We start from the raw sequence: 13,522 nt of genomic DNA on the forward strand, positions 1-13,522 counted from the left end.
TTCGTCGATGCAGGTGCTTTCTGTCACGCCGGAGATATTTCCGCTAGTCAAGACCGGCGGGCTGGCGGACGTGGCGGGCGCGTTGCCGCTGGCACTGGCTGGGCAGGGTGTTGCCATGCGCTCGCTGGTGCCCGGCTATCCCTCGGTGATGGCTGCATTCAACAAGAAGAAGCCGCTGCTAGCCTATCCCGATCTGCACGGCGGCAGGGCGGCGGTCTATGCTGCCCACGCTGCCGGTCTCGATCTGCTCGTCCTCGATGCGCCGCATCTGTTCGAGAGGATCGGCGGGCCCTACGGCGATGCGACAGGTGCCGACTGGCCGGACAACTGGCGGCGCTTCGCCGCCCTTGGCCTCGTCGGTGCTGACCTAGCTGGCGGCAAGGCGGCGGGATACTCGCCCGACATCGTCCACGCGCATGACTGGCAGGCGGCGATGACGCTGGCCTATATGCGCTATGGCCGTGCGCCTTCGGTGCCCTCGGTCATGACCGTGCACAACCTGGCTTTCCAGGGCAGCTTTCCGGCCGGCATCTTTCCGCAGCTCGGCCTGCCGGACAGTGCCATGACGCTTGATGGCGTCGAATATTACGGCGGCGTCGGCTTCCTGAAGGCGGGGCTGCAGGCGGCTTCGGCCATCACGACCGTCAGCCCGACCTATGCGCAGGAAATCCGCACGCCCGCCTTCGGCATGGGGCTCGACGGGCTGATCAACCTGCGCGCCGGCGATCTGCACGGTATCGTCAACGGCATCGATGTCGAGATCTGGAATCCGGAGACAGACCGGCATCTCGCCGCGACCTATTCGGCCGAGACGCTGACGGCCCGCGCCGCCAACAAGAGGGCTGTCGAGGAGCGCTTCAATCTCGACCACGATGCCGGGCCTATCTTCTGCGTGGTCAGCCGCTTGAGCTGGCAGAAGGGACTGGACGTGCTGATCTCGATCCTCGACCAGATCATCGCCGGAGGCGGCAGGTTGGCCGTGCTCGGGTCGGGCGACCAGGGGCTGGAAGGCGCCCTGCTGGCCGCCGCCGCGCGGCATCGCGGCAGGGTCGGCGTCGTCACCGGCTATGACGAGGCACTGTCGCACCTCATGCAGGGCGGCTGCGACGCGATACTCGTTCCCTCCCGCTTCGAGCCTTGCGGGCTGACCCAGCTCTACGGCCTGCGCTACGGCTGTGTGCCGATCGTGGCGCGCACCGGCGGGCTGGCCGACACCATCATCGACGCCAACGAGGCGGCGATTTCGGCCAGTGTGGCCACCGGTTTCCAGTTCGCGCCGGAAAGCGGCGACGCCTTTCTGCACGCCGTGCGGCGCGCGATGCATGCCTATGCCGACCCGACCGTTTGGCAATCGCTGCAGCTCCAGGGCATGAAGGCCGATGTTTCGTGGGATCGAAGTGCGGCCAAATACGTTGAACTCTACAATTCGTTGATTTTGAAACAGACGGCTGACTGATGACCAATACCATTGCCACCAAACCATTCGACGACCAGAAACCGGGAACCTCGGGCCTGCGCAAGAAAGTGTCCGAGTTCCAGCAGCCGCACTATGTCGAGAACTTCGTCCAGTCGATCTTCGACGCGCTCGAGGGTTTTAAGGGCAAGACGCTGGTGCTGGGCGGAGACGGCCGCTACTTCAACCGCGAGGTCGTGCAAACGGTAATCGCCATGGCCGCGGCCAACGGCGTCGGCCGGTTGATCGTGGGGCAGGCCGGTATCCTGTCCACGCCCGCCGCTTCGAATGTCATTCGCAAATACAAGGCCTTCGGCGGCATCATCCTGTCGGCCAGCCACAATCCGGGCGGCCCGCACGGCGATTTCGGCATCAAGTACAATGTCGAGAATGGCGGCCCCGCGCCGGAGAAAGTCACCGACGCGATCTTCCAGCGCAGCAAGACGATCTCGCGCTATCTGATCGCCGACATTCCGGCCGTCGACATCGACAAGATCGGCGAGGTCGAAGTGGCCGGCATGGCCGTGGAGATCATCGATTCCGTTGCCGACTATGCCGAGCTGATGGAAAGCCTGCTGGATTTCGATGCCATCAGAAAACTGTTCAAGTCGGGCTTTCGTATGCGCTTCGACGCCATGCATGCGGTGACCGGGCCTTATGCCAAGGAAATCCTGGAAGGACAGCTCGGCGCGGCGGACCATACGGTGCGCAACTACCACCCGCTGCCGGATTTCGGCGGGCATCACCCCGATCCCAACCTCGTGCACGCCAAGCATCTCTATGACGAGATGATGGGACCCGACGCGCCGGACTTTGGTGCGGCCTCCGACGGCGACGGCGATCGCAATCTGATCATCGGGCGCGGCATTTTCATCACACCCTCGGATTCGCTGGCGATGCTGGCGGCGAATGCGCATCTGGCGCCCGGCTACAAGGACGGGCTGAAGGGCATTGCGCGCTCCATGCCCACCAGCGGCGCGGCCGATCATGTCGCCGCCAAGCTGGGCATCGGCATGTATGAGACGCCGACCGGCTGGAAGTTCTTCGGCAACCTGCTGGATGCCGGCATGGCGACCATCTGCGGCGAGGAAAGTGCCGGCACCGGCTCCAACCACGTGCGCGAGAAGGACGGTCTGTGGGCCGTGCTGTTGTGGCTCAACATTCTTGCCGCGCGCAGGGAGAGCGTGAAGGAGATCGCCAGAAAGCACTGGGCGACCTATGGCCGCAATTACTACTCGCGCCATGACTATGAGGACGTGCAGGCCGATCGCGCCCACCGCATGATCGACGAGCTGCGCGCCAGGCTGCCGAGCCTTGCCGGCACGACGGTGAACGGCATGAAGATCGAGAAGGCCGACGATTTCTCCTATCACGATCCCGTCGACGGCTCGGTGAGCGAACATCAAGGCATTCGCATCCTGTTCGAGGGCGGCGCGCGGGTGGTGCTGCGGCTGTCCGGCACCGGCACATCCGGCGCCACCGTGCGGCTCTATGTCGAGCGCTACGAGCCCGATGAGTCCAAGCACGACCTCGATACGCAAGTCGCGTTGGCCGACCTGATCGTCGCCGCCGACGACATTGCCGGCATTCATGCCCATACCGGCCGCAGCAAGCCGAGCGTCATTACCTGATGGATCTCGGCGACCCGAACTGCGCGCTGCGTTTCGGGGCCGAGGTCGATCGGGGTGGCGTGCGGTTCTCCGTATGGTCAGGTGCAGCGAGCCGGCTCTGGGTCTCGATCTTCGATGCGCAGGGTCAGTGCGAGTTGGAACGCGTCGCACTTGAACGACAGGACGATGGCGTTCATTCGGCTTTCGTGCCCGGCCTTGGGCCCGGCGCGCGCTATGGCTATCGCGCCGATGGCGACTATGCGCCCGAGCGCGGCCTGTGGTTCGATCCCGATAAGCTGCTGATGGACCCGTACGCGCGCGCCATTGACCGGCCCTACCGCTTCGACCCGAGGCTGGCGGCGCGGCGCGGCGAGGGCGGCGATACCGCACAGTTGATGCCCAAGGCGATCGTGACGGAACTGCCTGCGCCGCTCGAACTTCAGCCGCCGCTGTTCCGCCCCGGCGGGCTGATCTACGAGGTGCCGGTCCGTGCCTTCACCAAGCTGCATCCGGATATTCCCGAGGCGCAGTGCGGCACCGTTCGCGCGCTGGCGCATCCGTCAATCATCGCGCATCTGAAGAAGATCGGCGTCTCGGTTGTGGAACTGATGCCGGTGACGGCCTGGATCGACGAGCGGCATCTGCCGCCTCTCGGGCTCCAAAATGCCTGGGGATACAATCCAGTCACCTTCATGGCGCTGGACCCGAGACTGGCGCCGGGCGGCATTTTTGAATTGCGGGAGACGGTAGCGGCGCTGCGCGCGGCCGGCATTGGCGTGATCCTCGATCTCGTCTTCAACCACTCCGGCGAGAGCGACGAGCTTGGCCCAACCCTCTCGCTGCGCGGGCTGGATGCGCGCGCATACTATCGCCACGCGGAGGATGGCCGTCTGGTCAATGACACCGGCACTGGCAATACGCTCGCCTGCGACCATCCTATCGTGCAGAAGATGATCCTCGACGCGCTTCGCCATTTCGTGCGTTACGCCGGCGTCGACGGGTTCCGCTTCGACCTCGCGACCGTCCTTGGCCGAGCCGCATCGGGCTTCGATGCCGATGCGCCGTTGCTCGCGGCTATGCGGAGCGATCCGGAACTTGCCCACAGGGTGATGATCGCCGAGCCCTGGGACATCGGGCCGGGCGGCTATCGGCTAGGAGGGTTCCGGCCGCCGTTCCTCGAATGGAACGACCGTTTGCGAGACGACGTCCGCCGCTTCTGGCGAGGCGATGGGGGGATTGGCGCGCTGGCGACGCGGCTTGCCGGCTCGTCGGATGTTTTTTCGGGGGCGGCGCAGACGCGTAGCGTCAATTTCATCGCGGCGCATGATGGCATGACGCTGGCCGATCTGGTCGCCTATGAGCGCAAGCACAATGCCGCCAATGGCGAGGACAACCGCGACGGCCACGACGAGAATTTTTCCTGGAACAACGGCGTCGAGGGCGAAACCGGCGACGCGGAAGTGAAGGAACGCAGGGAGCGGGACCTACGCGCGCTGCTGTCGACGCTGTTTGCCTCGCGCGGCACGATCATGCTGACCGCCGGCGACGAATTCGGCCGCACTCAGCACGGCAACAACAACGCCTTTGCGCAGGACAACGAGATCTCGTGGCTCGACTGGAAGGCGCGGGACATCGGCTTGGAAAGCCATGTCGCGGCATTGGCTGCGCTGCGCAAGGTGGTGCCGGCGCTGCGTTCGGTGGATTTTCTGACGGGACAGGCTTTGCCTGGACGGCAGGTGGCGGATGTCGAGTGGCTGTCGGAAGCGGGAAGGCCGCTGGATACGATGGATTGGACCGATACCGCTCGCCGGCGGCTGGCAATGCTGCTCGATGCGGATGGGGAAGAGCGGGTGCACCTTGCGGTCCTCATCAATGGAGATCGTGGCGCCACTGTGTTCGAGCTGCCCTTGCGCAAGGGGTTTTACTGGCGCGTTTTGCTGCCGGCGGAAGTGCAAAGCGTGGACGGCGGGCTGCTTCTGCCTGGTCGTTCAGTCGCGTTCGCGGAAGAAGTCGCGGATGCCAAAGGCTCTGAGCGCCAAGCTCGGTGAACCGCTGCCAAAGAGCATGATTACAACTTTTGAGTGTTATTTTTGGCGGGCAAAAGTCCCTCCAGCGGGAGCGCCCACGGCCGCGCCGGGCGTCATACGCCGCCGATGCGGATCGTCGACTGGCGGGAGATGACCCTGCCCGGTAGCGGCAGGCCGCGCAGCAGGCTCCAGACCGGCAGCTCGGCTGTTTCGTAGCGGATTGCAACGACGAAGCTGCGGCGGTCACGTGGGTTGTCGTGCATATCCAGCGTAAGATGGCGCAGATCGATGAACGGGTAGCCGGCTGCATAAATATCGATGAATTCGGCAGCCAAATTGCGCCTTTCGCGCTCGTTCAGGCCGGCTACGGCAGCGCGCGCGGCCGCCGCCGCGATCTCCTGCACGGAATGGCAGACGCTGACATAGAGCCCGAAAGCCACCATGCCGAGGAAGAACACGACGAAGAGCGGTGTTATCAGCGCAAGTTCGATTGCGGACGTTCCGGACAGGTCGCGCCAGATATGCACCGAAGTACCTCGACGATTGCCGTTTGTCGGAATTGGCGCGCTTGAAACTCGTGGCGCCGGCACTTGAAGAAGATATTGCTAATGTAACCTGTGGTTGTTTAACAAGTGATGAACGTTGGACACGCGGCGCGCCTCCGGCTCGGGCTGCAAGTGCCGTTAGGGAATGCCGTTCTTGTACTCGCGGAAGTCGGAGTCTGTTGAATTCGAAATCTCTGATGGATAGTGTCTGCGTCAGAACGGCGGCTCCGAGGGGCTTGCCGGCTCGCTCAACGAAGCCGAGGGAGGAGACTTCGGCCTAGGGGCGCCAAAAGGCACTTGGCCGTCGCCGGTACGCGGCGGCAAGCTGGGAGAGAGACATGACGCTCAAAAAATTCCTGAAAGCGACGGTTTTCGCGGTGAGCCTGTCCATGGCGGGCGGCGCGATGATGACGCCGTCCCTCGCCGACATGATCTACAATCGCGGCATGGCCGCGGAGCCTGAATCGCTTGATCCGCATAAGACTTCGACGGTTTACGAAGCCCACGTCCTGCGCGATCTGTTCCAGGGCCTGGTCATGCAGGACGAGAAGGCAGGCCTCATTCCGGGTGCGGCCGAAAGCTGGACTGTCTCGGATGACGGCACCGTCTACACCTTCAAGCTTCGCTCGGATGGCGTCTGGTCTGACGGCAGTCCGGTGACAGCCGAGGACTTCGTCTATGCCTTCCAGCGCCTGGAAGATCCGGCAACCGCCGCCGAATACGCCTCGATGCTTTATCCCGTGGTCAATGCCGAGGAAGTCAACAACGGGAAGGCGAAGCCGGAGGAGATGGGCGTCAAGGCAATCGACGCAAGTACCTTCCAGGTCGCGCTGAAGGCGCCTACGCCCTACTTCCTGGAAATGCTGACGCACCAGGCGGCCTATCCGGTCAACAAGGCGTCCATGGACAAGCTCGGCGCCGATTGGGTCAAGCCCGGCAACCTCGTGTCGAACGGCGCCTACACGCTTGCCGAATGGGTTCCCAACGATCACATCAAGCTGGTCAAGAATCCGAAATTCTGGGATGCGGGCACCGTCAAGACCGATGTCGTCAACTACATCATGACCGAGGACCGCTCATCGGCAATGAAGCGTTTCGAGGCTGGCGAGATGGACAGCTACGACGATCTGCCCACTGAGCAATTGTCCGACCTCAAGGCCAAGTTCGGCGATGAGATTCACGTCGGGCCGTATCTCGGCACATACTACTACGCGATCAAGACCGACAAGGAGCCCTGGACCAATCCGGAGCTGCGCAACGCGATCTCCATGGCGATCGATCGCGATTTCATCGCCGAGAAGGTCTGGCAGAATTCCATGCTGCCGGGCTACTCCATGGTGCCTCCGGGTATCGACGGCTACACGCCGGCGCTGGCCTCCTTCGCCGACGAGTCGCAGATCGACCGTGAGGACAAGGCCAAGGAAATCCTGGCCAAGCTCGGCTATGGCCCCGACAAGCCGCTGAAGATGGAAATCCGCTACAACACGTCGGAGAACCACAAGAACACTGCCGTCGCCATCCAGGAGCAGCTCAAGCCGCTGGGCATCGAGGTGACCCTGCTCAACACCGACACCAAGACCCACTACGGTTTCCTTGAGCAGAAGGGCGACTACGACGTGGCGCGCGCCGGCTGGATCGCGGACTACAAGGATCCGGAAACGTTCCTGGGCATCTCGCGCAAGGCCAGCGGTAACAACTACTCGAGCTACGTCAGCCCGAAGTTCGAGGAAGCCATGGACAAGGCGGCCGCAGCCGGCGGCAAGCCGGAAGAGCGCATGAAGGACCTGGCGGAAGCTGAACGCATCATGATTGACGAGGTCGGCAACATTCCGATCCTCTACTACAGCTACCACAACATCGTTTCGTCGAAGCTTCACGGCTTCGAGGACAATGTGATGGATATCCATCCCTCGCGCTTCATCAGCAAGGAATAGTTCCCGAGCCGATGTCCGCCGCTTCCCTTGAGGGAGGCGGCGGCCCGGCTTTTCAGCGACAGCGGGGAAAATCCATGCTGCTCTATGTCTTCCGGCGGCTTCTGACCGCCATCCCGACGCTTTTCGTCATCGTGACGCTGGCGTTTTTCCTGATCCGCGTTGCGCCCGGCGGGCCGTTCAACCAGGAACGCGGACTAAGCCCGGTAATCAAGGCCAACCTCGAAGCCCAGTTCGGCCTGAACGATCCTCTCTGGCAGCAATATCTGAACTATCTCAACAACCTGCTGCACGGCAATTTCGGTCCGAGCTACAACATGCCCGACTTCACCGTCGGCGAGCTCTTTGCAAAGGGATTGCCGATCTCGATCCAGCTCGGCACTTCCGCGCTGACCCTGGCGCTTCTGGTAGGCAGCATCCTGGGCGTGATCGCCGCGCTCAACCAGAACAAGACGGCCGACTACGGTGTGATCGCGCTGGCCACTGCCGGCAGCACTATCCCCACCTTCGTCATCGCGCCGATAATCCAGCTTGTGTTTGGCCTGACCTGGAAGATGCTGCCCATCGGCGGCTGGGGCGACGGCGCGCTGGTCAACAAGGTCGGCCCGGTGCTGACCCTGGCGCTGCCACAGATTGCGATCGTTGCGCGCCTGATGCGCGGCTCGATGATCGAATCCCTTCGCTCGCACCATATCCGCACTGCCCGGGCGCTCGGCCTTTCGGAGTGGTCGGTGGTGGTCAAGCATGCCCTGCGTGGCGCACTGCTGCCGATCATCTCCTATGCAGGGCCTGCTGCGGCGGCGCTGCTGACGGGCTCGATCATCGTCGAGACGATCTTCGCCATTCCTGGCGTGGGCCGCTATTTCGTCGATGCGGCGCTCAACCGCGACTACACGCTGGTGATGGGCACCGTCGTGGTGATCGCGCTGTTCACCATCGTCTTCAACCTGATCGTGGATCTCCTCTACGCGGTCGTCGACCCGAGGGTGCGTTATGACTGATATGGCGATCGCTGCGCCCGTTGCAGGGCGTTCGTTCTGGGGCGACGCCTGGGCGCGCCTGAAATCCAACAAGGCGGCCATGGTGAGCTTGTTCTACCTGGCTTTCATGGCGATCGTCTGCGTGGTCGGCCCCTCCTTCGTGCCGCACGAATACACCACCATCTATGCCGACTATGTGCGCACGCCGCCGAGCCTTTCCGCCTATCCGAAGGCGGACATGATCGAGAGTGCGCTGCGCGACGCGGTCAAGCGCATGCGTGTCGACATCGATGAATGGCACCAGGATGGCGACCGGGTCTACGTCACGGTGAACTCGTCAAAACCGGTCGATGAACGCAGCACGCGCTACCTCGACCGCTCCGACACGTTCCACGACACCCGCATCGAAACCAAGTCCGACGACGGGTTGAAGATGACGATGAGCGCGTCGGTCAAGCAGCAGTACTTCCTGTTCGGCACCGACAACACTGGCCGCGATCTCTTGGCCCGTACCTTGATGGCCGGCCGCATCTCGATGGCGATCGGCCTGCTCGCCGGCATCGTGGCGGTGGCGATAGGGGTGATCTACGGCTCCGTTGCCGGCTTCACCGGCGGCAAGACCGACGAGGTGATGATGCGCATCGTCGACGTGCTCTATTCGCTGCCCTTCATCTTCTTCGTCATCATGCTGGTGGTGTTTTTCGGACGGAACTTCGTGTTGATGTTCCTGGCAGTGGGAGCGGTGCTGTGGCTGGACATGGCCCGCATCGTGCGCGGCCAGGCCTTGTCCTTACGCCGGCAGGAATATGTTCAGGCCGCTGAAGCGCTGGGGGTGAAACGGAGCGGCATCCTGCAACGGCACATCGTGCCGAACCTGCTCGGCGTCGTGGTCATCTACATGACGCTGCTGGTGCCGCAGGTGATCATCCTGGAAAGCTTCCTGTCGTTCCTGGGCCTTGGCGTGCAGGAGCCGATGACGAGCTGGGGCGTGCTCATCTCGACGGGCGCCAAGAATATCGGCACGGCAAACTGGCTGCTTCTGTTCCCCGCCGTTTTCCTGGTGTCCACGCTGTTTGCGTTGAATTTCGTCGGCGATGGCCTGCGCGATGCGCTCGATCCGAAGGACCGTTGAAGCGATGACCACTTCCCAACCCATCCTCGCCGTGAAGGACCTGCGCGTCCGCTTCCGCACGCTCGACGGGCAGGTGGATGCCGTCAAGGGCATCAACCTGCACGTCAATGCCGGCGAAACGGTCGCCATTGTCGGCGAATCCGGCTCGGGCAAGAGCCAGACCATGATGGCGGCGATGCGCCTCTTGGCCGCCAATGGCGAGTCGAGCGGCGCCGTCGACTACCGCGGCAAGAACCTGCTGGAACTCGACAAGTCCGAGTTGAACGACGTGCGCGGCCGCAAGATCACCATGATCTTCCAGGAGCCGATGACGTCGCTCGATCCGCTCTACACCATCGGCAACCAGCTCATGGAGCCGATCATACGACACCGGAAGCTGAGCGCGGCCGAGGCGCGCAAGGAAGCGTTGCGCCTCCTGGAACTGGTGAAGATTCCCGACCCCGAGCGGCGGATGAAGTCCTATCCCTACGAGATGTCCGGCGGCCAGCGCCAGCGCGTCATGATCGCCATGGCGCTGGCCAACGATCCCGACATACTGATCGCCGACGAGCCGACCACCGCGCTCGACGTCACCGTGCAGGCGCAGATCCTGGCCTTGCTGGCCGACCTGCAGCGCCGACTGGGCATGGCGATCGTCTTCATCACCCACGACCTCGGCATCGTCCGGCGCTTCGCCGACCGCGTCTATGTGATGCGTTCGGGTGAGATCGTGGAGGAGGGGCAGACCGAGGCGCTGTTTGCGGCGCCAAAGCACGACTACACCAAGATGCTGCTGGCGGCCGAGCCGACCGGCCGGAAGGCGCCGCCGCCGAGCGGCGCGCCGGTCCTGCTGGAAGGGCGCAACGTCGAGGTGACGTTCCGGATCGGCGGCGGCTTCCTCGCAGGCCCGCCGTTGCTGCTGAAGGCCGTGGACCGCATCTCGCTGGCGCTGAAACGCGGCCAGACCATCGGCATCGTCGGCGAGTCGGGCTCGGGAAAGTCGACGTTGGGCCGCGCGCTGCTGCGCCTGCTGCCGAGCGAAGGGGCGATCCGATTCGACCATCGCGACATCTCCGGGGCGGGACCCGAAACGATGCGTCCGCTGCGACGCGAACTGCAACTGGTCTTCCAGGACCCGTTCGGCTCGCTGTCGCCGCGCATGACCATCGGGCAGGTGATCACCGAGGGACTGCTGGTGCACGAGCCGTCGCTGTCGTCCAGGCAGCGCGACCAGCGGGCTGTGGAGGCATTGCGTGAGGTCGGATTGGATCCCAACATGCGCAACCGCTATCCGCACGAATTCTCGGGCGGGCAGAGACAGCGCATTGCGATTGCGCGGGCGATGATTCTCAAGCCGAAGGTGGTGGTGCTGGATGAGCCGACATCGGCGCTCGACCGCTCGGTGCAGAAGCAGATCGTGGAATTGCTGCGCGACCTGCAGGCCGAACACGATCTTTCCTATCTGTTCATCAGCCACGATCTTGCCGTGGTGCGCGCCATGGCGGACTACATCATCGTCATGAAGCAGGGGCAGATCGTGGAGGAGGGGCCGACGGACGAAATCTTCGACCGGCCGCGCGAGGCCTACACGCAGGCGCTGATGAGCGCGGCGATTGACGTGACGAGGTTCCGCGAACAGGCTGACGCCCGCGTGGCGTAATGCTGGAGGCCGAAAGCAGGGAGCACTTGAGTCGCCGATCTATCTCGGCGGCTTGACCCTGCCGACGCCTACGTCAATCGTGATGCTGCCGGACACTTTCACGTCGAAATCACCGACCTTGAAGGTTCCCGGTGTCTGCGGCTCGGCTGTCGGTTCGGGTAGGGGCGCCTGGACGATCGGGTCCGGCTGCTTGACGCCCGGCAGCGGCTTGGAAGTGCCCGCAAATGCGCTGGACGAAGCAATCGCGCAGGTTGCGACAGCGGCGACGCAGAGGACTTGAAGTTTTTTGCTCATTGCCGAAACATAGCCGCGTCGAGCCAACTTCACCATCAGCAAAAGTCGGGAGGGTGTAACTTTTCGTACGGGAAGGAAATACCAGCCGATGGCCGGATGTTCTGGTCGGAGTGGCAGGATTCGAACCTGCGACCCCCTGCTCCCGAAGCAGGTGCGCTACCAGGCTGCGCTACACTCCGTGACCAGACGGCGGGCTTATAGCCGTCGAAAAAAAACTCCGCAAGCGGCAAACGGACTGTCGGGTGAAGAAACTTCGCTTTTCTTTGTACCAACCCACAGCTTTCGATTTTGTGCCCAGCCGAAAGGCGGATAAGGAGACTTAATGCGGCAGTAAGCCGTTGCCGCTATTGTAAAATCCGACCAATCGCGACCGGAGCGGACTGCGTGACCTTCAAAATCGTCGGCGAGGCCAAGCCCAACACATTTGCGTTCGAAACCAGCGCGCTGGTGAAGCCCACGGGTTTTCGCGAGTACGATGCACGCTGGTGGTTCGGTCACCCTGGCTCGGACAAGGCGCCCGAGCTCAATCTCATCGGCGTGCAGGCGCTGGGGATGGGGCTGGGCACACTTATCCTCCGGCTGGGCGTCGGACCCGATATCGTGGTGGGGCATGACTTCCGCGGCTATTCGCTGTCGATCAAGCAGGCGCTGACGGCAGGATTGATGGCGGCCGGCTCGCGCGTCAAGGACATCGGGCTGGCGCTCTCACCCATGGCCTATTTCGCGCAGTTTGCGCTCGACACGCCGTCGGTTGCGATGGTGACGGCCTCGCACAACGAGAACGGCTGGACCGGCGTGAAGATGGGCGCGGCGCGGCCGCTGACCTTCGGCCCGGACGAGATGAGCGCGCTCAAGAAGATCGTGCTCGAAGGCGATTTCGATCTAATCGGCGGTGGCACCTACGAATTCGTGGCGGGTTTCCGGAAGACCTATCTGGACGATTTGACCAGGGGCCACAGGATCGCGCGCAAGCTGAAGGTCGTGGCGGCCTGCGGCAACGGGACGGCAGGGGCCTTCGCACCCGAAGCGCTGGAGCGAATCGGCTGCGAGGTGATCCCGCTCGACGTCGAGCTCGATCACAGCTTCCCGCGCTACAACCCGAACCCGGAAGACATGAAGATGCTGCATGCCATCCGCGACAAGGTGCTGGAAACCGGCGCCGATGTCGGGCTGGGTTTCGACGGCGACGGCGATCGCTGCGGCGTCGTCGACAACGAGGGCAACGAGATCTTCGCTGACAAGGTGGGCGTGATGCTCGCCCGCGACATTTCCGCGATCCACCCCAACTCGGTCTTCGTGGCCGACGTGAAATCGACGGGGCTGTTCGCCACCGATCCGGTGCTGCGCAAGAACGGTGCCCGCACCGACTACTGGAAGACCGGCCACTCCTACATGAAGCGCCGGGTGACCGAGATCGGCGCCATTGCCGGCTTCGAGAAGTCCGGGCACTACTTCTTCAACCCGCCGATCGGCCGCGGCTATGACGACGGGCTCGTCACCGCGATTGCGGTCTGCGAGATGCTCGACCGCAATTCGGGACGCAGCATGGCGGATCTCTATCGCGACCTGCCCCTGACCCACGGCACACCGACAATGTCGCCGCATTGCGCCGACGAGGTGAAGTATGGCGTCGTGGACCGCGTCGTCGCCGATTTCGAGGCCATGAAGCAAAGTGGCGCCACATTCGCCGGCCAGAGCATCACCGATCTCATCACCGTGAACGGTGTGCGCGTGGTGACCGAGGATGGCACCTGGGGTCTCGTGCGCGCTTCCTCCAACAAGCCGGAGATAGTGGTTGTCGTGGAAAGTCCGGTCTCGGCCGAGCGTCGTCGGGAAATGTTCGATGCGCTCGATGCGGTGCTGCGCCGCAGCCCGCAGGTGGGAGCCTACAACCAGACATTCTGAGCGGGG

10 protein-coding genes and 1 tRNA gene are annotated in these 13,522 nt (G+C 63.3%); 8 read left to right on the top strand and 3 right to left on the bottom strand.

Annotation, left to right across the window (positions count from 1 at the left end; translation table 11 throughout):
- Positions 1–7 precede the first annotated feature (7 nt).
- Genes glgA through glgX form a run of 3 tightly spaced genes read left to right on the top strand, consistent with a single transcriptional unit; the run spans position 8 to position 5,111 of the window.
- Positions 8–1,456 carry a glycogen synthase GlgA gene (gene glgA / locus ABLE85_RS02475; RefSeq protein WP_348791090.1) on the top strand — a complete coding sequence of 483 codons (1,449 nt, stop codon included), beginning with the start codon at positions 8–10 and terminating at the stop codon, positions 1,454–1,456.
- A complete protein-coding gene (locus ABLE85_RS02480) occupies positions 1,453–3,084 on the top strand; it encodes an alpha-D-glucose phosphate-specific phosphoglucomutase (protein ID WP_348791445.1) in 1,632 nt (543 codons plus the stop codon). Before glgA ends, ABLE85_RS02480 begins: the two co-directional genes overlap by 4 nt.
- Positions 3,084–5,111 carry a glycogen debranching protein GlgX gene (gene glgX / locus ABLE85_RS02485; protein ID WP_348791091.1) on the top strand — a complete coding sequence of 676 codons (2,028 nt, stop codon included), beginning with the start codon at positions 3,084–3,086 and terminating at the stop codon, positions 5,109–5,111. Before ABLE85_RS02480 ends, glgX begins: the two co-directional genes overlap by 1 nt.
- A gap of 92 nt (positions 5,112–5,203) precedes the next feature.
- On the opposite strand, the gene ABLE85_RS02490 is transcribed toward glgX, so the two are convergent.
- Positions 5,204–5,617, bottom strand: coding sequence for a TadE/TadG family type IV pilus assembly protein (locus ABLE85_RS02490; RefSeq protein WP_348791092.1), 414 nt, complete (start codon positions 5,615–5,617; stop codon positions 5,204–5,206).
- A 356-nt stretch (positions 5,618–5,973) separates the two neighbouring features.
- Between ABLE85_RS02490 and ABLE85_RS02495 the strand changes: the two genes are divergently transcribed.
- The 4 genes from ABLE85_RS02495 (at position 5,974) to ABLE85_RS02510 (ending at position 11,317) form a co-directional block, all read left to right on the top strand.
- Entirely contained in the window at positions 5,974–7,569 is a 1,596-nt protein-coding gene (locus tag ABLE85_RS02495) for a peptide ABC transporter substrate-binding protein (RefSeq protein ID WP_348791093.1), read from the top strand.
- 74 nt (positions 7,570–7,643) lie between these two features.
- Entirely contained in the window at positions 7,644–8,567 is a 924-nt protein-coding gene (locus ABLE85_RS02500) for an ABC transporter permease subunit (RefSeq protein ID WP_348791094.1), read from the top strand.
- Positions 8,560–9,678, top strand: coding sequence for an ABC transporter permease subunit (locus tag ABLE85_RS02505; protein ID WP_348791095.1), 1,119 nt, complete (start codon positions 8,560–8,562; stop codon positions 9,676–9,678). Before ABLE85_RS02500 ends, ABLE85_RS02505 begins: the two co-directional genes overlap by 8 nt.
- A gap of 4 nt (positions 9,679–9,682) precedes the next feature.
- A complete protein-coding gene (locus ABLE85_RS02510; protein WP_348791096.1) occupies positions 9,683–11,317 on the top strand; it encodes an ABC transporter ATP-binding protein in 1,635 nt (544 codons plus the stop codon).
- 39 nt (positions 11,318–11,356) lie between these two features.
- Here the strand turns inward: ABLE85_RS02510 and ABLE85_RS02515 are convergent, their stop codons facing one another.
- Positions 11,357–11,647, bottom strand: a complete 291-nt coding sequence (locus tag ABLE85_RS02515) for a hypothetical protein (RefSeq protein WP_348791097.1) — start codon at positions 11,645–11,647, stop codon at positions 11,357–11,359.
- A 66-nt stretch (positions 11,648–11,713) separates the two neighbouring features.
- Positions 11,714–11,790 (bottom strand) — tRNA-Pro (locus ABLE85_RS02520).
- 205 nt (positions 11,791–11,995) lie between these two features.
- Between ABLE85_RS02520 and ABLE85_RS02525 the strand changes: the two genes are divergently transcribed.
- The gene (locus ABLE85_RS02525) at positions 11,996–13,516 is read left to right on the top strand and encodes a phosphomannomutase/phosphoglucomutase (protein ID WP_348791098.1); all 1,521 of its coding nucleotides are present in this window, start codon (positions 11,996–11,998) and stop codon (positions 13,514–13,516) included.
- Positions 13,517–13,522 lie beyond the last annotated feature (6 nt).

The organism is Mesorhizobium sp. KR1-2, assembly GCF_040045035.1.
GTDB lineage: Bacteria > Pseudomonadota > Alphaproteobacteria > Rhizobiales > Rhizobiaceae > Pseudaminobacter.